The organism is Pseudarthrobacter sp. GA104 (assembly GCF_009741265.1).
Taxonomy (GTDB): Bacteria; Actinomycetota; Actinomycetes; order Actinomycetales; family Micrococcaceae; genus Arthrobacter.
Genome location: NZ_WOWL01000001.1, coordinates 331,677 through 352,861, shown reverse-complemented (window position 1 = coordinate 352,861; position 21,185 = coordinate 331,677). Strand labels below are relative to the sequence as shown.

At 63.3% G+C, this 21,185-nt stretch carries 19 protein-coding genes and 1 tRNA gene; 15 read left to right on the top strand and 5 right to left on the bottom strand.

Annotated elements, in window-relative coordinates; genetic code table 11:
* Positions 1–104 precede the first annotated feature (104 nt).
* From trpB to pyk, 6 genes are all read left to right on the top strand, one after another.
* A complete protein-coding gene (gene trpB / locus GK109_RS01565; RefSeq protein WP_157238436.1) occupies positions 105–1,433 on the top strand; it encodes a tryptophan synthase subunit beta in 1,329 nt (442 codons plus the stop codon).
* On the top strand, positions 1,430–2,254 hold the full coding sequence (gene trpA, locus GK109_RS01560) for a tryptophan synthase subunit alpha (protein WP_321215987.1): 825 nt from the start codon (positions 1,430–1,432) through the stop codon (positions 2,252–2,254). The genes trpB and trpA overlap by 4 nt, the downstream gene beginning before the upstream one ends.
* A 3-nt stretch (positions 2,255–2,257) precedes the next feature.
* On the top strand, positions 2,258–3,412 hold the full coding sequence (gene lgt / locus GK109_RS01555; protein WP_157238435.1) for a prolipoprotein diacylglyceryl transferase: 1,155 nt from the start codon (positions 2,258–2,260) through the stop codon (positions 3,410–3,412).
* Between the two features lie 264 nt (positions 3,413–3,676).
* Positions 3,677–8,290 (top strand): glutamate synthase large subunit, encoded by a 4,614-nt coding sequence (gene gltB, locus GK109_RS01550; RefSeq protein WP_157238434.1) that lies wholly within the window; start codon positions 3,677–3,679, stop codon positions 8,288–8,290.
* The gene (locus GK109_RS01545; protein WP_321215990.1) at positions 8,283–9,740 is read left to right on the top strand and encodes a glutamate synthase subunit beta; all 1,458 of its coding nucleotides are present in this window, start codon (positions 8,283–8,285) and stop codon (positions 9,738–9,740) included. Before gltB ends, GK109_RS01545 begins: the two co-directional genes overlap by 8 nt.
* 63 nt (positions 9,741–9,803) lie before the next feature.
* The gene (gene pyk / locus GK109_RS01540) at positions 9,804–11,294 is read left to right on the top strand and encodes a pyruvate kinase (RefSeq protein ID WP_157238433.1); all 1,491 of its coding nucleotides are present in this window, start codon (positions 9,804–9,806) and stop codon (positions 11,292–11,294) included.
* A 110-nt stretch (positions 11,295–11,404) separates the two neighbouring features.
* On the opposite strand, the gene GK109_RS01535 is transcribed toward pyk, so the two are convergent.
* Complete coding sequence (locus GK109_RS01535) at positions 11,405–12,010, bottom strand: ANTAR domain-containing response regulator (protein ID WP_009358190.1); 606 nt, start codon at positions 12,008–12,010, stop codon at positions 11,405–11,407.
* 203 nt (positions 12,011–12,213) lie between these two features.
* Between GK109_RS01535 and GK109_RS01530 the strand changes: the two genes are divergently transcribed.
* From GK109_RS01530 to GK109_RS01515, 4 genes are all read left to right on the top strand, one after another.
* Positions 12,214–12,295 (top strand) — tRNA-Leu (locus tag GK109_RS01530).
* A gap of 87 nt (positions 12,296–12,382) precedes the next feature.
* Complete coding sequence (locus tag GK109_RS01525) at positions 12,383–13,513, top strand: tyrosine-type recombinase/integrase (protein WP_370460308.1); 1,131 nt, start codon at positions 12,383–12,385, stop codon at positions 13,511–13,513.
* Between the two features lie 131 nt (positions 13,514–13,644).
* Entirely contained in the window at positions 13,645–13,917 is a 273-nt protein-coding gene (locus tag GK109_RS01520) for a hypothetical protein (RefSeq protein ID WP_157238432.1), read from the top strand.
* Positions 13,918–14,098: 181 nt separating this feature from the next.
* Positions 14,099–14,296: a hypothetical protein gene (locus tag GK109_RS01515; RefSeq protein WP_157238431.1), complete on the top strand. Its 198-nt coding sequence runs from the start codon at positions 14,099–14,101 to the stop codon at positions 14,294–14,296.
* Here the strand turns inward: GK109_RS01515 and GK109_RS01510 are convergent.
* The 3 genes from GK109_RS01510 to GK109_RS01500 all read right to left on the bottom strand — a co-directional run bounded on the left by GK109_RS01510 (position 14,267) and on the right by GK109_RS01500 (position 16,575).
* Complete coding sequence (locus tag GK109_RS01510; RefSeq protein ID WP_157238430.1) at positions 14,267–14,797, bottom strand: IS5 family transposase; 531 nt, start codon at positions 14,795–14,797, stop codon at positions 14,267–14,269. The genes GK109_RS01515 and GK109_RS01510 overlap by 30 nt on opposite strands.
* A gap of 133 nt (positions 14,798–14,930) precedes the next feature.
* Positions 14,931–15,434: a hypothetical protein gene (locus GK109_RS01505; RefSeq protein WP_157238429.1), complete on the bottom strand. Its 504-nt coding sequence runs from the start codon at positions 15,432–15,434 to the stop codon at positions 14,931–14,933.
* Positions 15,427–16,575, bottom strand: a complete 1,149-nt coding sequence (locus tag GK109_RS01500) for a hypothetical protein (protein WP_157238428.1) — start codon at positions 16,573–16,575, stop codon at positions 15,427–15,429. Before GK109_RS01500 ends, GK109_RS01505 begins: the two co-directional genes overlap by 8 nt.
* A 555-nt stretch (positions 16,576–17,130) precedes the next feature.
* Here GK109_RS01500 and GK109_RS01495 point away from each other — a divergent pair.
* The 4 genes from GK109_RS01495 to GK109_RS01480 are packed head-to-tail and all read left to right on the top strand — an operon-like array spanning position 17,131 to position 20,248.
* Positions 17,131–17,619: a hypothetical protein gene (locus GK109_RS01495; RefSeq protein ID WP_157238427.1), complete on the top strand. Its 489-nt coding sequence runs from the start codon at positions 17,131–17,133 to the stop codon at positions 17,617–17,619.
* A complete protein-coding gene (locus GK109_RS01490; RefSeq protein ID WP_157238426.1) occupies positions 17,616–18,653 on the top strand; it encodes a hypothetical protein in 1,038 nt (345 codons plus the stop codon). The genes GK109_RS01495 and GK109_RS01490 overlap by 4 nt, the downstream gene beginning before the upstream one ends.
* Entirely contained in the window at positions 18,643–19,086 is a 444-nt protein-coding gene (locus GK109_RS01485) for a hypothetical protein (protein ID WP_197432386.1), read from the top strand. The genes GK109_RS01490 and GK109_RS01485 overlap by 11 nt, the downstream gene beginning before the upstream one ends.
* A complete protein-coding gene (locus GK109_RS01480) occupies positions 19,073–20,248 on the top strand; it encodes a S9 family peptidase (protein WP_157238425.1) in 1,176 nt (391 codons plus the stop codon). Before GK109_RS01485 ends, GK109_RS01480 begins: the two co-directional genes overlap by 14 nt.
* On the opposite strand, the gene GK109_RS22300 is transcribed toward GK109_RS01480, so the two are convergent.
* Positions 20,140–20,463, bottom strand: a complete 324-nt coding sequence (locus tag GK109_RS22300; RefSeq protein WP_370460762.1) for a helix-turn-helix domain-containing protein — start codon at positions 20,461–20,463, stop codon at positions 20,140–20,142. The two genes, GK109_RS01480 and GK109_RS22300, sit on opposite strands and share 109 nt — an antisense overlap.
* Before the next feature lie 204 nt (positions 20,464–20,667).
* Here GK109_RS22300 and GK109_RS01470 point away from each other — a divergent pair, with 204 nt between their 5' ends.
* Positions 20,668–21,177 (top strand): hypothetical protein, encoded by a 510-nt coding sequence (locus GK109_RS01470; RefSeq protein ID WP_370460307.1) that lies wholly within the window; start codon positions 20,668–20,670, stop codon positions 21,175–21,177.
* The last annotated feature ends 8 nt before the right edge of the window (positions 21,178–21,185 follow it).

Below are 21,185 nucleotides of genomic sequence, written 5' to 3'. Positions count from 1 at the left end.
CGCACAGGCGGGCGGGGATGGATCCCGCCCGCCGAGCACGCCCGGCAGGCTGCCCTGCCGGGACGACACACTTTTGCACCACCAACTCGAACAGGACGGGACTGATGGCTGAAGCACCCTCAGGAAACGCTGACAACAACGCCGCAGAAGCATTCCTGCAGGGCGGCTCCCTCAAGCACGCCCCGGGACCCTACTTCGGAAGCTACGGCGGACGCTGGATGCCTGAATCCCTGATCGCCGCCCTGGACGAACTCGAGGAGACGTTCAACAAGGCCAAGGACGACCCCGAATTCCGGGCGCAGATCGCGGACCTCAACAAGAACTATTCCGGCCGGCCGTCGCTGCTGACCGAAGCAAAGCGCTTTTCCCAGCATGCCGGCGGCGTCCGGGTCTTCCTCAAGCGCGAGGACCTGAACCACACCGGTTCGCACAAGATCAACAACGTGCTGGGCCAGGCGCTGCTCGCCAAGCGCATGGGCAAGACCCGCGTCATCGCCGAGACCGGCGCCGGCCAGCACGGCGTGGCCAGCGCAACCGCTGCCGCCCTGATGGGCCTTGAGTGCGTTGTCTACATGGGCGCAGAGGACTGCCGCCGCCAGGCCCTCAACGTGGCCCGCATGGAGCTCCTGGGCGCGACCGTCATTCCCGTCACGAGCGGATCGCAGACCCTCAAGGACGCCATCAACGACGCCCTGCGCGACTGGGTAGCCAACGTGGACAACACCCACTACCTCCTGGGCACCGCCGCCGGCGCGCACCCGTTCCCGGCCATGGTCCGCTACTTCCATGAGGTCATCGGCGAAGAAGCCCGCGCCCAGATCCTTGAACAGGCCGGGCGGCTGCCCGACGCCGTCTGCGCCTGCATCGGCGGCGGCTCCAACGCCATCGGCATCTTCCACGGCTTCCTGGACGATCCGTCCGTCAGGATCTACGGCTTCGAAGCCGGCGGCGACGGCGTGGACACCGGACGGCACGCAGCCACCATCACGCTGGGCAAGCCCGGCGTCCTCCACGGTGCGCGCTCCTACCTCATGCAGGACGACGACGGACAGACCATCGAGTCCCACTCGATCTCTGCCGGCCTTGACTACCCCGGCGTAGGCCCGGAGCACTCCTACCTCGCCGACATCGGCCGGGTGAGCTACGAGCCCATCACGGACAGCGAGGCCATGGATTCCTTCCGGCTGCTGTGCCGCACGGAGGGCATTATTCCCGCCATTGAGTCCTCGCACGCCCTGGCCGGTGCCATCAAGGTAGGGCAGCGGCTGGCTGCCGAAGCCGCCGAGGCCGGCGGTTCCGCGCAGGACAAAATCATCATCGTGAACCTTTCCGGGCGCGGCGACAAGGACGTGGCCACCGCAGCCGAATGGTTCGACCTGTTGGACAAGGATTCCGCCGAGTCGGAAATCGGCAAAGAGGGGGAGCAGCTGTGAGCACCGCACAGACCACCAGCAAGTCAGCCGCGGCCATTGACAAGGCCCGTGCTGAAGGCCGCGCCGCGCTGATCGGCTACCTGCCCGCCGGCTACCCCAGCGTGGAGGAGACCATCGCCGCAGGCATTGCCCTGGCTGAGAATGGTGCCGACCTGATCGAGATCGGTATTCCCTACTCCGACCCCGTCATGGACGGCCAGGTCATCCAGGCCGCCACCACCGAGGCGCTTGCCAAGGGCTTCTCCGTGCGCCAGGTCTTTGATGTGGTTGCCGGCATCACCAGCAAGACGGACGCCGCCGTCCTGGTGATGACCTACTGGAATCCCGTGGTCCGGATGGGCGTGGACGAGTTCTCCCGCCGCCTGTCCGAAGCCGGGGGAGCAGGGCTCATCACCCCTGACCTCATCCCCGATGAGGCAGCGGAGTGGATGGAAGCATCGGATAAATACGGGCTGGACCGGGTGTTCCTCGTGGCGCCGTCGTCCACGGCCGAGCGCATGCAGCGCACCGTGGACGCGAGCCGCGGCTTCGTCTACGCAGTGTCCATCATGGGCGTCACCGGCGCCCGGACGTCCGTCAGCACCGCAGCCAAGGACGTGGTGGCGGCGGCACACGCCGCAGGCGCCGAACGCGTGTGCGTCGGACTGGGCGTCTCCACTGCGGACCAGGTCCGCGAGATCGCCGCCTACGCCGAAGGCGTCATTGTGGGCACCGCCCTGGTGGCCGCAATCCGCGACGGCGGGGTGGACGCAGTAGCCGCCCTCACCAAGGACCTCAGCACCGGACTGAGCCGCACCGGACTGACCAGGGAAGAAGCCTAGGCCATGCAGACCCTCCTCCAGGCAGCAGCAATGGTGCCGGCCAGCATTCCGAGCCCGGACTGGTCCGGCTTCGACATTCCCCTGCCGTGGGGAACGCTGCGCATCCACGCCTACGCCCTGTGCATCCTGGCAGGCATTGTGGCGGGCCTGTGGCTCACCTCCGTCCGCTGGGCCAAGCGCGGAGCACCTGAAGGAAGCGTCTGGGACATCGTGGTCTGGGCCATTCCCTTCGGCATCATCGGCGGCCGCCTGTACCATGTGGTCTCGTCGCCGGACGCCTACTTCGGCCCCGGTTTTGACGGCACAGGCGACCTTTCCCTGATCCCGCAGATCCAGCGCGGCGGCCTCGGCATCTGGGGTGCCGTGGTCCTCGGCGTCGTGGGCGCGTGGATCGGCTGCCGCCGCAGCGGCGTCAAGCTCAGCGCCTTCCTGGACGCGGCGGCGCCCGGACTGCTGCTGGCCCAGGCCGTGGGCCGCTGGGGCAACTACTTCAACCAGGAACTCTTCGGCGGGCCCACCACCCTGCCGTGGGGCCTGCAGATTGACGCAGACAACCCGAACTTTCCGGCCGGAACCCCGGCGGACACCCTGTTCCACCCCACGTTCCTGTACGAATCACTGTGGAACGTGGCCGGCGTCGTCATCCTGCTCGCGCTGGACCGGAAGTTCAACTTCCGCCGCAGCCGGCTGTTCTGGCTTTATGCCATGTACTACACGCTGGGCCGGGTGTGGATCGAGGCGATGCGCATCGACGACGCCGAGCAGATCTCCCTGTTCGGCATCACCACCCGCCTGAACGTGTGGACCAGCATTTTCGTGTTCCTGGCCGCGCTCGTGGCGTTCATCCTGCTGGGCATGAAGAAGCGGACAGACCCGGACAGCCCCTATCTTCCGGGCCGGGAGCCCGCCGGGGATGATGATCGGACGGCGGCCGTGGAGGGCGGCGACGAGGTCCGGGATCCGGACCCTGTTGTCTCAGATAGTGAATCGCGTGATAATCTCCCTGATAACCAAAGCGGTTCCCGGCATGCTTCCGTCCCAACGGAAGAGGCCGCGGCTGCGCCGGCGGGCCCCACGCCCGGACCGGACGCAACAGTTGCCGGAAAGTCCGGCAGCACAGCCACAGGAAGCGCGCCGGAAGCCGGCACTACCAAGTAGCGCGCGGGCCAGGCAGGGCAGCAGAGCCACCGCTCGAAGCGCCCAATCACCACAGCGTCGTGGCAGCGGGGCCGCCCCGGACAGCATGGAAATGCTGTCAGGTGTTGCCCGGGGCAGGGGCCTGCGTAACTGTTAGTTCAGCAGGCCATGCTGACCTACAATTTCCAGTAAATAACACTTTGTTGTGCCCATGTGAGCGGCGCCCGACGAGTGGGGCCAACGGTGTCCCTTCCATACGCACGATCAGGAGGAAGGACGTCTCCCATGACCCAAACTCTTCACACTCCCAGCTGGTCTGAACCAGATCAGCCTGAGACTGCCATGTCGCCGTTCAAGCGCTTCGCGGCCCTTCCGGAGGCACACGGGCTCTACAACCCGGAGCAGGAGAAGGACGCCTGCGGTCTTGCGATCATCGCCACCCTCCGCGGAGAGCCCGGCTATGACATCGTGGACGCCGCCCTCACCGCCCTGCGCAACCTTGAGCACCGCGGTGCGGTGGGTGCGGACGAGGGCACCGGTGACGGCGCCGGCCTCCTCATGCAGATCCCGGACGAATTCTTCCGTGCAGTTACGGACTTCGAACTTCCCGCCCCCGGCCAGTACGTGGCCGGCACCGCTTTCCTTCCCGCCGAACAGCGCGAGGCAGACGCCGCCAAGGCCGGGATCGAGGGCCTCGCGGCTGACGAGGGCCTGAAGGTCCTCGGCTGGCGCGAAGTGCCTATCGTCGCCGACCTGGTGGGTGCCATGGCACGCGCCTGCATGCCCTACTTCTCCCAGCCGTTCCTGGCCTCCGCCACCGGCGAGGAACTTGACCGCAACGAACTGGACTCCCGCGCGTGGCGGATCCGCAAACGCGCCCAGAACAAGTTCGGCGTGTACTTCCCGTCGCTGTCCTCGCGCACCATTGTCTACAAGGGCATGCTCACCACTGCACAGCTTGAGCCGTTCTACCCGGACCTTTCGGACAAGCGCTTCAAGACCAAGCTGGCGATCGTCCACTCGCGCTTCTCCACCAACACGTTCCCCTCCTGGCCCCTGGCCCAGCCGTTCCGCACTATCGCCCACAACGGTGAAATCAACACCGTCAAGGGCAACCGGAACTGGATGCGCGCCCGCCAGTCCCAGCTCGCCAACCCGCTGCTGGGCGATACGCCGGAAGAGCTGTACCCGATCTGCACCCCTGGTGCCTCGGACTCCGCGTCCTTCGACGAGGTGGCCGAGCTGCTGTGGCTCTCCGGCCGCCCCATCACGCACTCCATCATGATGATGATCCCCGAGGCCTGGGAAAACCACGCCACCATGGATCCGGCCCGCCGTGCGTTCTACGAGTACCACTCCCTCCTGATGGAACCGTGGGACGGCCCGGCGGCCGTCTCCTTCACCGACGGCAACCTCGTGGGCGCCACCCTGGACCGCAACGGACTGCGCCCTGGCCGCTTCTGGATCACCGAGGACGGCCTGATCGTCTTCGCGTCCGAAGTGGGCGTCATCGACGTCGAACCCTCCAAGGTGGTCAAGAAGGGCCGCGTCTCCCCGGGCAAGATGTTCCTGGTGGACACCGACGCCGGCCGCATCATCGACGACGAAGAGGTCAAGGCCGAAGTCGCCGCCGCCAACCCGTGGGCGGAGTGGGTCAAGGACAACCTGATCGACCTCAACGACCTTCCCGAGCGCGAGCACGTGGTCCACACCGCCGCGTCGGTGAACATCCGCCAGCGCACCTTCGGCTACACCACCGAGGAACTGAAGATCCTGCTCGGCCCGATGGCCCGCACCGGCGCAGAGCCGCTGGGCGCCATGGGCTCGGACACCCCGGTGGCCGTGCTGTCCAAGCGCCCGCGCCTGCTTTTCGACTACTTCGTGCAGTCCTTCGCGCAGGTGACCAACCCGCCGCTGGATGCCATCCGCGAAGAACTCGTCACGTCGCTGACCTGTGCCATCGGGCCCAACGGCAACCTCCTGGACACCAAGCAGGTGCGCCAGCCGCAGGTCCAGCTTCCGTTCCCGGTCATCAACAACGACCAGCTCGCCAAGATCGCCAACATCGAGAACGCCGACGGCGACAAGGTGGCCATGAAGGTCCGCGGGCTTTACCGCCCGGAGGGCGGCGAGAACGCGCTCCGTGCCCGGCTCACCGAGATCTGCGAGCAGGTCTCCGGCGCCATCAACCGCGGAGTCCAGTACGTGGTGCTGTCCGACCGCGACTCCAACGCGCAGTGGGCGCCCATCCCGTCGCTGCTGCTTGTCAGCGCCGTGCACCACCACCTGCTCCGCAGCGCCAACCGCACCAAGACCGCACTGGTGGTCGAGGCCGGCGACGTCCGCGAGACGCACCATGTGGCAGTCCTGATTGGCTACGGCGCTTCCGCGGTCAACCCGTACCTGGCCATGGAATCCGTGGAGCAGCTCATCGCTGCCGGCGACGTCACCGGGGTCACCCCGCAGGACGGCGTCTACAACCTGATCAAGGGCCTCGGCAAGGGCGTCCTGAAGATCATGTCCAAGATGGGCATCTCCACGGTGGCTTCCTACACCGGCGCCCAGACATTCGAAGCGCTTGGCCTGGGCCAGGACCTCGTGGACGAATTCTTCGCCGGCACCCACTCGCAGCTGGGCGGCGTGGGCCTGGACGTCATCGCCGCGGAAGTTTCGGCCCGCCACCAGATGGCCTACCCCGAGGGCGGCATCGAGCAGCCCCACCGCCCGCTGCTGGGCGGCGGCGAATACCAGTGGCGCCGTGACGGCGAGCCCCACCTGTTCAACCCGGAGACCGTCTTCCGGCTGCAGCACGCAACCCGTGAGCGCCGCTACGACATCTTTAAGGCCTACACCCGCGGCGTGGACGACCAGTCGCAGAACCTGATGACCCTCCGCGGCCTCCTCAAGTTCAAGAACGAGCGCCCCGCCGTTCCGCTTGAGGAAGTGGAGCCGGTGTCAAGCATCGTCAAGCGGTTCTCCACGGGTGCCATGAGCTACGGCTCCATCTCCCAGGAGGCCCACGAAACGCTGGCCATCGCCATGAACCAGCTGGGCGGCAAGTCCAACACCGGCGAGGGCGGCGAGGACGTGGACCGCCTGCTCGACCCGAAGCGCCGTTCCGCGGTCAAGCAGATCGCGTCCGGCCGTTTCGGCGTGACCAGCCTGTACCTGACCAACGCCGACGACATTCAGATCAAGATGGCCCAGGGCGCAAAGCCCGGCGAGGGCGGCCAGCTGATGGCGCAGAAGGTCTACCCGTGGGTGGCCCGCACCCGCCACTCGACCCCCGGCGTCGGGCTCATTTCCCCGCCCCCGCACCACGACATCTACTCGATCGAGGACCTCGCGCAGCTGATTTATGACGCTAAGCGCGCCAACCCCTCGGCCCGGGTGCACGTCAAGCTCGTCTCCGAGGTGGGCATCGGCACAGTTGCCGCCGGTGTCACCAAGGCGAAGGCCGACGTCGTCCTGGTCTCCGGCCACGACGGCGGAACCGGCGCCTCGCCGCTGAACTCGCTCAAGCATGCCGGTGTCCCGTGGGAGCTCGGCCTGGCCGAGACCCAGCAGACCCTGATGCTCAACGGCCTGCGCGACCGCGTGGTGGTGCAGGTGGACGGCCAGCTCAAGACCGGACGAGACGTTGTGATCGCCGCGCTGCTGGGCGGCGAGGAGTTCGGCTTCGCCACCGCCCCGCTGGTGGTTGAAGGCTGCATCATGATGCGCGTCTGCCACCTGGACACCTGCCCGGTGGGCGTCGCGACGCAGAATCCTGAGCTGCGAGCCCGCTTCACCGGCAAGCCGGAGTTCGTGGTCAACTTCTTCGAGTTCCTGGCCGAGGAAGTCCGCGAGATCCTGGCGGAGCTGGGCTTCCGCAGCCTGGAGGAGGCAATCGGCCACGCCGAGGTGCTGGACGCCCGGGACGCCGTCAACCACTGGAAGGCCGACGGCCTGGACCTGGACCCCATCCTGCACGGGCTGGAGTTCGACGACGACGCTCCGCTGCGGAACCTGACAGGCCAGAACCACGAGCTGGACAAGCACTTCGACCAGCGCCTGATCACCATGGCCACGGAGGCGCTGACCGACCGCAGCCCGGTGAAGATCGCCGTCGACGTCATCAACACCGACCGCTCGGTGGGCACCATGCTGGGCCACGTCGTGACCAAGACGTTCGGCACGGATGTCCTGGCGACGGATACCATCGACATCACCCTTAGCGGCACCGCCGGCCAGTCGCTGGGCGCCTTCCTGCCCGCAGGCATCACGCTGCGGCTGTACGGCGACTCGAACGACTATGTGGGCAAGGGCCTCTCCGGCGGCCGCATCATCGTCCGCCCGGACCGGACCAACGTGTTCAAGGCGGAGACGAATGTCATCGCGGGCAACGTGATTGGCTACGGCGCCACCAGCGGCGAGATGTTCCTCCGCGGCCAGGTGGGCGAACGCTTCCTGGTCCGCAACTCGGGTGCCACCGCCGTCGTCGAAGGCATCGGTGACCACGGCTGCGAGTACATGACCGGCGGCCAGACGCTGATCATCGGCCGCACAGGCCGGAACTTCGGCGCCGGCATGTCCGGCGGAACCGCCTACGTCCTGGACCTGGACACCGCCCGGGTCAACAAGGAAGCCCTGCAGTCCGGCGAACTCCAGCTCCGCGAGCTGGATGCCGAGGACCGCGACATCGTGCACGGTCTGCTGGTCAAGCACGTTGAAGAAACTGATTCCCAGCTGGCTGCGCGGCTCCTCGAGAATTTCGATGACACCGCAGCCCGCATTACCAAGGTGCTGCCGCGCGACTACGCGGCCGTGCTGCAAACCCGTCTCGACGCCATCGAAGAGGGCCTGGACCCCGACGGCGAAGAAGTATGGTCTCGAATCCTGGAGGTGACCGGTGGCTGATCCACGCGGATTTCTGAAAGTACGCCAGCGGGAAACCCAGCCGCGCCGTCCCGTTTCCGTCCGCATCATGGACTGGAAGGAAGTGTACGAGGCGCAGGAAAAGGGCACGCTGAAGGCGCAGGCCGGCCGCTGCATGGACTGCGGCGTCCCGTTCTGCCACCAGGGCTGCCCGCTGGGCAACCTGATTCCCGAGTGGAACGACCTCATGTGGCGGGACAAGGGCGAGGAAGCGATCGAGCGCCTGCACGCCACGAACAACTTCCCGGAATTCACCGGCCGCCTGTGCCCCGCTCCGTGCGAGGCGTCCTGCGTCCTGGGGATCAACCAGCCTGCCGTCACCATCAAGCAGGTGGAAGTTTCCATCATCGACGAGGCCTGGGACAACGGCTGGGTGGAGCCGCTGCCTCCCGCCCGGTTGACCGGCAAGACGGTGGCCGTCGTTGGCTCCGGACCCGCCGGCCTGGCGGTGGCCCAGCAGCTGACGCGCGTGGGCCACACCGTCGCGGTGTACGAACGCGACGACAAGATCGGCGGCCTGCTGCGCTACGGGATCCCCGACTTCAAGATGGAGAAGGAGCAGGTGGACCGCCGCGTCGAGCAGATGAAGGCGGAAGGCACCCGCTTCCGGACCGGCGTCGCCGTGGGCACCGACGTGACGTGGGAGCAGCTGCGCCGGCGCTATGACGCCGTCGTGGTCTGCACGGGCGCCACCGTGCCGCGCGACCTGCCCATCCCGGGCCGGGACCTTGACGGCGTGCACTTCGCCATGGACTACCTGGTCCCGGCAAACCGCGCCGTTGCGGGGGAGCACATCGAAAACCAGATCCACGCCCAGGGCAAGCATGTAGTGATCCTCGGCGGCGGTGACACCGGGGCGGACTGCCTGGGCACCGCGCACCGCCACGGTGCGGCATCGGTGACCACCCTCGCCATCGGCAAGCAGCCGCCGGCCGAGCGTGCCAGCCACCAGCCGTGGCCCACGTTCCCCAACCTCTTCGAGGTAGCCAGCGCCCACGAGGAAGGCGGTGAGCGCACGTACCTTGCCTCCACCGTCGAGTTCGTGGGCGAGAACGGCAAGCTGACCGGCGTCAAGGTTGCCGAGACTGAATTCGTGGACGGCAAGCGCCTGCCCAAGGCCGGCACCGAGCGGATCATCCCCGCGGACCTGGTGTTCCTGTCGCTGGGATTCACCGGCGCCGAGCCCGCCGGGATCACCGAACAGGTCAAGGCTGAGTTCGACGGCCGCGGCAATGTGTCCCGCGACGGCTACTACATGACCAACACCGAGGGCGTCTTCGTGGCCGGCGACGCGGGCCGCGGACAGTCCCTCATTGTGTGGGCCATCGCCGAAGGCCGCGCCGCGGCTGCAGCAGTGGACAAGTTCCTGATGGGGAGCACCATCCTTCCCGCCCCCGTGGCCCCCACGGACCGCGCCATCGCCGTGCTCTAGGCATGCATCGGGGGTTCACCTCCACGACAACTAACCAATGCAAGAGACCAATAGGGTAGGTATATGAGACGCGCAAAAATTGTGGCTACGTTCGGCCCGGCAATCGCCAGCTACGAGAACACCCTCGCGGTGCTGGAAGCCGGCGTTGACGTCGCCCGCATGAACATGAGCCACGGCGACTACTCCGTGCATGACAACACCTACGAAAACGTCCGGAAGGCAGCTGCAGACCTCGGCAAGGCCGTGGCCATCATGGCTGACCTGCAGGGTCCCAAGATCCGCCTGGGCCGTTTCGTTGACGGACCGCACTTGCTGGCTGTTGGAGACACCTTCACCATCACCACCGAGGACGTTCCCGGCACCAAGGAAATCTGCTCCACCACGCTGAAGAGCCTCACCGAGGACGTCAACGTGGGTGATGCCCTTCTGATCGACGACGGCAAGGTGGCACTGCGTGCCATCGCCGTCGACGACGTCAAGGTGGTCGCCGAGGTGACCGTTGGCGGCATGGTTTCCAACAACAAGGGCATCAACCTTCCCGGCGTGGCCGTCAACGTGCCCGCGCTGAGCGAAAAGGACGAGGACGACCTGCGCTGGGCCATGCGCCGCGGCGTTGACCTGGTGGCCCTGTCTTTCGTCCGCGATGCCTCCGACATCACCCGCGTGCACGAGATCATGGACGAGGAAGGCCGCCGCGTGCCGGTCATCGCCAAGATCGAAAAGCCGCAGGCAGTGGAGCAGCTGCCCGAGATCATCGACGCGTTCGACGCCATCATGGTGGCCCGTGGCGACCTCGGTGTGGAGCTTCCGCTGGAGGAAGTGCCGATCGTGCAGAAGCGTGCCATTGAGCTGGCCCGCCGCTGGGCCAAGCCGGTCATCGTGGCCACCCAGGTCCTCGAATCCATGATCGACAACCCGCGCCCCACCCGCGCCGAGGCCTCCGACTGCGCCAACGCAGTGCTGGACGGTGCCGACGCGGTCATGCTCTCCGGTGAGACCAGCGTGGGCAAGTACCCGATCGAAACCGTCAAGGTCATGGCCCGGATCATCGAGTCCACCGAGGTCCACGGCCTGGAGCGCGTCCCCCCGCTGGGCACCAAGCCCAAGACCCGCGGCGGCGCCATCACCCGTGCCGCCGTCGAAATCGCCGACCAGCTGGACGCCAAGTACATCTGTGCGTTCACCCAGTCCGGTGACTCCGCACGCCGGCTCTCCCGCCTGCGCCCCATCAAGCCGGTCTTCGCCTTCACCCCGGTGGAGCAGGTCTGGAACCAGCTTGCGCTGACCTGGGGCATCCAGCCGGTGCTGGTCCAGATGGTGGACCACACCGACGAGATGACCGCGCAGGTGGACCGCAGCCTGCTGGAGATGGACCTCGTTGAGGACGGTGACCTGGTGGTCATCGCCGCCGGTTCGCCTCCCGGAAAAGCCGGCTCCACGAACTCGCTGAAGGTGCACAAGGTGGGCGACCTCGCCGACTCCACCCGCGTCGGCGAAGCAGTCAGCAACAGGGAAAAGCTCGGCCCCTGGCCGGAAAAGAAGAAGAAGGCCTAGGCTTTCGGACACCGAAAAGGACCCCTGCCGGTTGGCAGGGGTCCTTTTCGGTTTGCTCTGTGCTTTGCGGCTGGACCTGCCGGCTTTGCGGCAGGCCCAGCCAGCGGCAGTCAGTTGACCTGGTTGATGATGGTCTCGGCGACTTCGCGCATGCTCAGGCGGCGGTCCATGGACGTCTTCTGGATCCACCGGAAGGCTTCCGGCTCCGTGAGGCCCATCTTGGTGGTGAGCAGGCTCTTGGCGCGCTCCACAAGCTTGCGGGTGGCGAACTGCTCCTGGAGGTCGGAGACCTCGCTTTCGAGGGCCTTGATCTCCTCGTGGCGGGAGAGGGCGATCTCCAGCGCGGGGATGAGGTCCGCGGGGGTGAACGGCTTCACGACGTATGCCATGGCGCCGGCGTCGCGGGCACGCTCCACTAGTTCCTTCTGGCTGAATGCGGTCAGCAGCACGACGGGGGCAATGCGCGCCTTGACGATCTTCTCGGCGGCCGAGATACCGTCCATGACGGGCATCTTGACGTCCATCAGGACCAGGTCCGGCTTCAGTTCCTCGGCGAGCTGGACAGCCTTCTCGCCGTTGTCTGCCTCGCCCACAACGTCATAGCCTTCGCCGCGCAGGATTTCGATGATGTCGAGGCGGATGAGGGTTTCATCCTCCGCCACAATGACGCGGCGCGCCGGCTGGGACGTGGGTTTTGACTCCGTCTGTTCAGTCACGGGATCTCCTTGGAAAGGTACGGCGGGGACATCACTATCTTAGGTGCGCCCGGTCCGGTACTTGATCTGCATGGTCGGTTGCGGCGTCAGCGGCGCGATTCTGGAATTCAGCCTATCTGGATGTAGAGTAATTCCGCGTACGTGAAGCGATCGCGTTGCTCACAATCAGCTGTGGGCGTACCGGTTTGCGTCATGTATTCCGCGCCCGAGTGGCGGAATTGGCAGACGCGCCGCACTCAAAATGCGGTATCGAAAGGTGTGTGGGTTCGAGTCCCACCTCGGGCACAGTGTTTCCGCAGGTCAAGGGCCTGTTCCCTCTTTGGGTGTTGACAAAACCGCCCAAAGTGTTGACAGCGGCGTACCGTTTTTGGTGTGGCAAGCATTCGAAAACGCACCAAAAAGGACGGCTCTGCGTCCTACATGGTGTTGTGGCGGGACCCGAAGAGCCGCGAGCAGCAGGGCCTGACAGTTGCCACGATCGTCGAAGCTGAGACCCTGAAGAGGCTGCTGGACGCCAACGGCCAGTCCTTCGAAATCGCGCAGCACGCCATCCTCTCCAACGAGAAGCGCACACCGACTGTTGCTGAAGTCATCCAGGAGCACATCGACCTTCTGATCCGGCCGTCGAGTGGAACCACGAAGACGTACCAGACCATGCTGGACCTGCACATCCGGAACGTCATCGGCCGCGTCCCCGTAGACAAGCTCGATTACCGTCTGATCGCCCACTGGGTGAAGTCCATGATGGCCAAGGGCAAGGCGCCAAAGACGATCCACAATGTTCATGGCCTGATTTCGGCATCAATGAATACTGCTGAGATGCTCGGCTATATTTCGCGGAACCCTTGCCGCGGCGTGCAGCTCCCCGGGATTGAAAAGGCCGAGGACGAGGCAATGTTCCTGACCCACGCGGAGTTCAGCCTCATCATGGAGGGGATGGGGGAGCGGTACAAGGCCTTCACTAACTTCCTGGTCATGACCGGTACCCGCTTCGGGGAGGCCACCGCCCTTACTGTTGCTGACGTCGACCTGCTCTCGAAACCGCCTACGGCCCGGATCAACAAGGCCTGGAAACGGGACGGCCAGAACCAGTTCTACATCGGGGCGACGAAGACAGGTGCCGGCAAGCGAACCATAGGGTTGAACCCTGCCTTGGTGGAGTTGTTGATTCCCTTGGTCGCCAGCAGACCGGGCAAGGACCTCGTGTTTACAACACCTTCGGGCGCGCGCATCATCCACAAGCTTTACTGGCACCACTACTGGGTGCCTGCCGTTCGCACGGCCCAGGCAATCGGCCTGACCAAGAATCCGCGGATCCACGACCTCCGCCACACTCACGCTTCATGGCTGATCCAGGATGGTGTGCCCTTGTTCACCATCTCGCGTCGGCTGGGGCATGCCTCTACCAGGACTACTGAGCAGGTGTACGGGCACTTGATGCCGGAGGCGCTTCAGGCTGGTGCTGACGCGACTGAGCGGTCGATAACGGCTTTCCTGCGGTGACCGTCCTACTACTCAGCACGGCGGAATGTGTGTCCCCGGGTTCCCTTGCCCGCCGCGCAGCGCCGGTCATGTCGGTCGGTCTCCAAGCCGTCATGAAAGTGGAAAGCAACCGCCTTCCTTTTGGAGATCCCGTGGAGATCGAATTCTTTGAACCCGCAGAAGCAGCCGCGCTGATGCGCTGCACCGAATCATGGCTCCGCGACGGCGCCGCTAGCGGGCGCTTCCCGCATGCGTGCTGGGGAAAAGGAAAGATCATTTTTACCTCCGAACACATCCTGGAAATCGCAAAGTTGAGTGAGATCCTTCCCGGCAGCACTGGCTCCCCGCTCTCCGGCAGTGGGCCCGTGACGAAGGAGAGGCTCATCGGTACTCGGTCCAAAGTCAGACTGGCGACGGCGCGTTGAGTAAGCGTGACGCTTCCGTGAGGGCCATGGTCTGAACAGTTGAGGCAAACCAGTGGCACCCGAAGCGGACCTAGCGCGGAGTACTAAGGGCGCGGACGTGTGCAGGCACCACGGACTGAGTTACCCGCAGCAGGTGGTGGTCGAAGCTAGCGTGGAACAGCGCCGTATACCCAGAAGGAGCATGAAGACCACCTGTTCTCCCGCCAAAGTCCTGACCGTTGTCACCGCGATGATGCTGGCGGGATCATTGGCGGGTTGCGACGCCGCAGCCAACACCCTTGAGATCATCGACCCTGCTCCAGGCATCGGTGCCTCGAGCACGGTAGATCCGGCAACTGCCGCCAAGGCCCTAGGGAGTGTTGCTAAAGCTGGCTTTTAGCCAGACGAGCGATGCACCGAGCTGGACGGCGGCGAGGTAGTTGCGTGCGGTTTTGTGCGATCTCATCGCGAGGCCCCGCCAGTTCTTGAGTCGATTGAATCCCCGTTCGACGACGTTGCGCCCCTTGTAGGCCTCACCATCGAACGCTGGCGGGCGCCCGCCAGCGGAGCCCTTTCTCTTCCGGTTCGCTGCCTGGTCAGACTTTTCCGGGATGGTGGCCTTGATGCCCCGCTCGGCCAGCCAGCTGCGGTTGGCCTTGGACGCGTAACCCTTGTCCGCCAGGACGCGGTCCGGACGGGTGCGCGGTCTTCCCCTTCCAGGCCGTGGGACCCGTATCTCCTCGAGGGTGGCGGCCATCATGGTCGTGTCATTGATGTTGCCGGCCGTAAGAACGGCTGAGAGCATCCGCCCTTTGCCGTCAGTGGCCATGTGCAGCTTGGACGTCAAGCCACCGCGGGAACGTCCGATCGCGTGGTCAGGCGGTTCGATGCCGAGTTTCATGTAATTCGACGGGACCCCCTGTGAGGCGTGGAAGAGTCGCTCCGTGCTGACAAGGTGCCAGCGTGGACGAGCCCGCCGCTGCCGTCGCGCCCAAGCGCAGTTGTCGATACTGCAGCGGCTTCAAGGTCCGCCGTTAGTCCTTTGGAAATTGCCGACGGCGGTAGGTAGCAGCAGCCGCCAAGATGCTTTTGGCACGGCGTTTGTGAGTCTTGGGCTTATTGGGGAATCCCCGGAGGTCTATGTACGCGTGCCCCGGGATTGCTTCTTCTCCATCTTGAAGACGTGAGTCGTCAACTGCGCGAGCTTTGGCATTGACAACCTCCTCAACTGTTACCCCGTAGCTCCCGGCACTCGTCTTTCCAAGTCCAGTCCAATTAACGTACGCCTCCTCGGCGGAGATTAACGTACCTTGCGTCATCGAAACCTCGTCCCGGGCATCTTCGGTGCCGTTAATAGCCTCGAGTGTGACAATCTCTTCGAAAGCAACGCCATCAATAACGCCGGCCGGGGAGACGTGGTTTGGATGCACCTGTCGCCACAAGATCTGGGACGCGTCCTCAATGGGTGTTTCCCCGTCTAGGAGATCTGGCCAATTGAAGGCGACTTCCACAGTGGTATCCGTTTTGTCTTCAGGCATCTACTAACTCTTTTACAGCTTGGGCGACTTCGGTTACGTCGTCGGACACGATCGGCTCCAGACTCCCGAACGGAACATTCTCTATCTCGTAGGGTTCGTCTGGTTCGATGTAGACCGTGGTTCGATCCTGGCTCGCCTGCCATACCAAATTGATGCCACCCTCGCTCGAAGCAAAAATGGCCGGGAGATAGAGGCCAATGCTAGTCGTGGCCTCTATTAGGAGGTCGGCTCGTTCGAGGGAGTCCGCCGCAACCGGTGGTAGGCCACCCTCAGCGTTGTAGGCGTCGTCGGCTAATTGCAGGAATCGATCCTTCCACCCCACGGCTTCCACCTCAATAACTTCCACTTTATTGACGTCGAGGATGGACGTCGGCCTTCCTAGATAGTCCCGCTCAACTTGAGCGGACAGTCGACAGAAGGGATATTTTTCGGCGCTCCCGAGGGCCTTATGGAGATCGTCCCAAACAACGGCATTTGCGAAACCTCCCGGCAGCGCCTGCCCTGATTCCCTGCGGAACATGAAGCGGGACTTGTTCCGATCCAAAGAATCCATTTTGCCGATCAGCGTTTCAGTTGCCACGCTAGTAGTGTCGAAAGACTCCCAAAAGTGTTGGCGCACCGCAGAAGTGAAAAGAGCTTCAGACCAGGTTCCGGCTTGATCGCGCCTGAGGAAACCGGCAGCCTCACCGGAGTGAAAGCCCTTTCCGAATCTTCGTAGACGGTCGATACATTCTGTTGGAAATTCGTCAGGAATCTTGTTCTCAGACACGATGGCCCAAAACGTACGCTCAAGCAGATCGCGGCTAGCGTCGTAGGGGTCATCCAACAGAGTGGACGGTGGTCCATCACGCTGGATCAGTGGGATCGTGCTTCCCTGCGCAAATTTTTCAACTCGAAGTGTGGGCGGGCTCGGGTAGCCACCTCGAACGCGTTGTTTGCCGAGCTTACGACGCCAGAGGACCTTTGCCAGTTCCATAATGATTTCGTTTAGTGAAGCGAGCTCACCCATCGCTGCCATGGGCATTCCAGTGGCGCCTTCGAAACGCCCACCCCGAAACCGCATGTGCAGAAAACTCTTTTGAATGTCCTCTAGCGCTTCCTGGGGAATATCGGGGCTCGGCGCTGCCCCCGGTGTCGTCATTCCCAAATCCTAACGTGAAAAGATCTCGCGCTCTTCCATCTGCGCCCACAGTTTAGAGAGGTGATTCTTCCCGACGAGAGTGCAGAATCTAACAATGTAGAAGCCGGGAGCGGTGGGATTCCGTGGCTTCACTTGGTTTTGGTAACAGCTATGCCGCTGTGCCTCAACTGTACTGGTGCCCAACTCACGGGGGAGTGGGAGGAGACTGATGACGCTCTCTACCCTGTACAGCAGGACAGGCTGGCAGCCACTCTCGGTTCCGGTGCCTGACCACACCGGAACCGGGCAACGCACTGGGAACACTGGGGCGGAACCCCAAAGTGGACTTCGGGTTTATGCCGCACTTGGTGTGAGCGTCATAGCTGCACCACCCCTGATACCGTCGGGAAGAACTGTACGTCTCTAAAATCCGTCGTCCATATTGGTTCAACTTCGCGCCTCTGTTCTGGACATGTCCAGAGCGGGGGAGTTCAATTGAAGTTGGGGCGCCCTGTGCGCTCCGGTGGCAGCTGGCAATGGCAGTCACGCTTGCTGTCCGCTGCAAGGAGGGGCGGTATGGACGAGCAAAAATCGGAAGGACAGGGGCCAGCTCAGGTTGCGGCCGAGGCATTCGTATCACTGCGGCTACCGAGCCACCTGACGCTGGAGAGGCTCATAGCAATCGTGGCCGCCCGACGTAGGCGTCGAATCGAGATCGAAGCCACGACGATCCTCAACGGCACGTCCGTCTGCGGTCTCTGGTTGTCGACGGATACTCGGGAAATCATTCTGCACGCATTCACGGACTCAGCGCTCCATAGGCAGCAGTTCATCCTTCATGAACTTGGACATATGATCCTGCGCCACGATGAGTTGGGGATCTCCTCCGAATATGCGGGCAGTCTTTTCCCAAATCTTGACGGAGAGATGGTGTCAAGAGCTCTGGCACGGAGTAGCTTCGTCGACGATCTGGAGGCTGCAGCTGAGACTCTCGCTGATCTTCTTGCCGGCGCTATCCGCGACAGCACTATGGAGCCAAGATCATTTGAACAGGTCTTCGGGTGATCCAGGCAGTCGCCGCCGCTGTCATCTGGTGCCTCGTTCTGTGCCTGCTGCCCGGCGCCCGCGCCAGAAAAGACCACAGCATCCTAGTTGCCGCCGTGGCGATCGCCATCGCGCTTTCCTTGAATGTCGACCCGATCTATATCACGGGTGATCGAGCCCTCGGTGGCCGCAACCTCCTAGATCTGTTCGCGAACATCTTGATGGTCGTTGGAATCTACTTCCTTTCCCAGGCCATCCTCCGGGCTGCAGAGCTCAACGATGCACCTGTTGGTAAGGATCGTCTTGGCCTTATGGTTTTGGGTCTAGTCTCCGCCGGGCTCGTCCTTGCATTCCTCCGCATCGAAGCACCCGTGTCCTCAACGAGATTCATGTTGGATTACGGGGACCAGCCTGCTGCCGCCCTCTATTCCACCATCCAGTTTGTTTACATCGGGGTGGTCATCGGCGTCACCGGATACGTGTGCTTTAGATTCCGACGGCGGATGGCCGCCTCCTACTTTCGCGTCGCCTTCACCCTCATCGGCATCGGCTGCTTCCTGGCTCTCGTCGTAGTGTTCTCAGTCTTGGGAATGGACCTAGCCCATCTTCTCGGTGACCAGTCGACCATGCAGCAGTTGGCGGCTATCTACGACTCCAGTTTTGTCGGGGCGATGTTGTTCCTGTGTGCTGGCCTGGCCCTGCCACCAGTAGCGCGCCGCATCGTTCAACGAACGCAACAGAGGACTCAAGCTGGCTTACTGAAAAACCTCACATCCACTTGGGAAAAAGCGACCGCTACCCGCAAGGATGGTCGCCTGGCGACGCCCGCTGGAGTCATCGAGCGGGGAGACCCAGAGACGCGGAGGCTTCATCGGATGCTCGTCGAGATCGAGGATGCTCTCCTGATGGATCCCGCTGCTGCTAAGTTGCTGGATGAAGCTGATTTTCAAACATTGACTCGAACAGAGACCTACCTCGCTTCCCATAGGGACACGCAGGGTGTTCGATTGGGCACGACGCGATGGGGGAGGGGGAAGAACCCAAGTGGCAGATGATGCCGTAGAACACTCGGACTCGCCGCAGGCCAGGCTCGCTCGCAAGATCAATCTCCTGCTGGATTTGTATGAGTCCCGAGGAACAGGGCCCTTGTCTTTCAGGGAAGTCAGCGAAGCAATGACTGAACATGGCACGCCGTTGTCGCGGTCAAGGTGGGCCTACATGCGCAGCGGTGATAGCTCCCTCGCTATGGACCAGGATCTGCTGCAGAACCTCGCGACATTCTTCGGCGTGGATCGCCGTTACCTTCTGGATGACTCAACAGAGATACCCGAACTAGTGGAAGCCCAGCTCAACCTCCTTAGGTCGATGCGAGAGGCTCGCGTCAAAAATTTCGCAGCAAGGCAATTGCAGGAGTTGTCTCCCGAAACTCTGGCGCGACTTAGGGAGGTCATTGACAAGCACGTCAGGAGCGAAGATGAAGGCTCCTAAAGTGCTGGCCCCGCTAGCCGTCGCAGCTGTATGCGCATCCTCAATAACGTTCCTCGGTGCCGCCTATTTTGCGCGCCGGGTGGTGGTGCCGAGTACTACGCGACGGGAGGATCTTTCCATCAGGCAAGTCTTCTCCGGCGAGGATGGAACACTGAGGATTGAACTGCCAGCGACCCCATTGACAAGGGCGCCGGGCCGATACAGTTTGTGGTTCGGCAACGGGAAGGGCCACGCCTGCATCGGTCCTGTCGTAGATGAAGAGACGGATAAGGGAACAGTGACTCGTCTTGTGGAGCGAGTCGACTCCGGTGACTTACACGCTGCTACCGCCGGCATCTGGAGCGGGTACGCGTACTCCAAACCAGAGCAACTGGGCCTGCCTTTTCAGAACGTGGAGATTCAGGTCGACGGCGGTATGGCGCCTGCATGGAAATTCGCGCCAACGGCGGCCGGTCCGGCGTCTTCGACATGGGCCATCCACGCGCATGGAATGGGTGGAAAACGAGCCGGCGCCCTTCGCGGTGTTCCTGTTGCGACAAGACTCGGAATTACATCCCTGGTCGTGTCATTCCGGAACGACGGCGAAGCGCCGCCGTCGAACGATTCCCGGTACTCATTGGGCCAGAATGAGTGGTTGGATGTCGAAGCAGCCATTAGGTACGCCGTGGACCGTGGCGCCGAGCGGCTCGTATTGTTTGGATGGTCTCTGGGCGGTTCCATGGCTCTGCGTGCGGCAAATCTCTCAGCCCATTCTAATCGGATCATCGGCCTGGTGCTCGTGGCTCCCGTCCTGGATTGGGCCGAGACTCTGACGTCTAACGGGAGTGCCAGTGGATTGCCTAAGGCTATCGCCAGGGCTGGGCTGAGTTTGTTGGGTTCGAATGCGGGCCGCTGGGTCACGGGTCTCAAGCAATCCATTGACCTCTCCGCGCTGGACTGGTTAACCCGCGCTGGTGACCTAAAGACACCGACGCTCATATTGCACGGGGTCGATGACAAATCGACGCCGGTCGCAGTCTCTGAACGATTCGCCGAACTACGACCAGACCTCGTTCAGTTGGTTCGCTTCGATGTTCCGGGGCATTCACTCGAGTGGAACGCCGATACCGTGAAGTGGGAGTCGTCCGTTACGCAGTTCCTGAGGTCGCTGCCCGCTGACTGAAACGTGGCCGCAAGGTCCGCAAGCTCCCTTTCGACAATATCCGGCCGCGCCTTGTACGTTCCCGAACCGAGGATGACTACGCCTGCCTCGCATAGAAGACTGAGGTGTTTGCGGACAGAGGAAGCAGAAATGGTGAGGGCTGCAGCGACCTCACGGCAGGTCGCCGGGCCGTGGGTGATCAAATAGCGAATAAGGCGGCTTCGCGTCCGGTTCATCAAGATGTTCGCCATGGAGACCACCAGGTGACGAGGGAATTCCTGTACCCCGCTGTAGACGGGTCTACAGCAGAACGATACGCTCATCCACATACGGATGGAAGGACGAAGCCCCGCTTATTGCATGTGGACTTGGCCAAGGCAATACTGGGCAACAATTAGTGACTCGCTGACGATAGTCAGGTCTGGTTTGGGAGGTGAATCGTGTCCGGAGACGAAGAAGGTCTCAAAGGCGCGGAACTCTCTCCCCAAGCCGAACTTGCACGGCGCCTAAACCTGCTGCTCGACGTCGTCGTTGCAGAGCGAGGACAACCCGTCACGTTCCGCGAAGTCCAGCAGAAGCTGGCGGAGAAGGGCATCAAGCTTTCCAGAGCCCGCTGGTTCTACATGAAAGACGGCACAGGCAGGCTGGTGAGCGACCCCGCGCTGCTAGGCGCCCTGTGCGACATCTTTAATGTGGATCCAAATTACCTGATGGGCAGCGACGCCTCAGATCTTCCCGAGCGCATTGATTCCCAGCTTGAGTTTGTGAAATCTCTCCGCGCTGCGAGGGTGAAGACGTTCGCGGCGCGGACCCTTGGTGACGTGTCGCCCGAGACGCTTCGGGCGATCACAGAGTACTTGAATAAGGACATTGGCCGTCGGCCGGAAGGGGAGAGGGCCGAGGCCAGTCCGCAGTTGGACGCGGATGAGGCGCCGGAGCGCGCGGACTAAACGTCCGA

What these genes read in the sequence shown, in the direction of transcription:
- GK109_RS01480 (WP_157238425.1), top strand. Translation starts at nt 19,073, where the DNA reads ATGAAGGCTCCTAAAGTGCTGGCCCCGCTAGCCGTCGCAGCTGTATGC.
- GK109_RS01505 (WP_157238429.1), bottom strand. Translation starts at nt 15,434, where the DNA reads ATGCCTGAAGACAAAACGGATACCACTGTGGAAGTCGCCTTCAATTGG.
- trpB (WP_157238436.1), top strand. Translation starts at nt 105, where the DNA reads ATGGCTGAAGCACCCTCAGGAAACGCTGACAACAACGCCGCAGAAGCA.
- gltB (WP_157238434.1), top strand. Translation starts at nt 3,677, where the DNA reads ATGACCCAAACTCTTCACACTCCCAGCTGGTCTGAACCAGATCAGCCT.
- GK109_RS01510 (WP_157238430.1), bottom strand. Translation starts at nt 14,797, where the DNA reads ATGAAACTCGGCATCGAACCGCCTGACCACGCGATCGGACGTTCCCGC.
- lgt (WP_157238435.1), top strand. Translation starts at nt 2,258, where the DNA reads ATGCAGACCCTCCTCCAGGCAGCAGCAATGGTGCCGGCCAGCATTCCG.
- GK109_RS01500 (WP_157238428.1), bottom strand. Translation starts at nt 16,575, where the DNA reads ATGACGACACCGGGGGCAGCGCCGAGCCCCGATATTCCCCAGGAAGCG.
- pyk (WP_157238433.1), top strand. Translation starts at nt 9,804, where the DNA reads ATGAGACGCGCAAAAATTGTGGCTACGTTCGGCCCGGCAATCGCCAGC.
- GK109_RS22300 (WP_370460762.1), bottom strand. Translation starts at nt 20,463, where the DNA reads ATGAACCGGACGCGAAGCCGCCTTATTCGCTATTTGATCACCCACGGC.
- GK109_RS01515 (WP_157238431.1), top strand. Translation starts at nt 14,099, where the DNA reads ATGAAGACCACCTGTTCTCCCGCCAAAGTCCTGACCGTTGTCACCGCG.
- GK109_RS01495 (WP_157238427.1), top strand. Translation starts at nt 17,131, where the DNA reads ATGGACGAGCAAAAATCGGAAGGACAGGGGCCAGCTCAGGTTGCGGCC.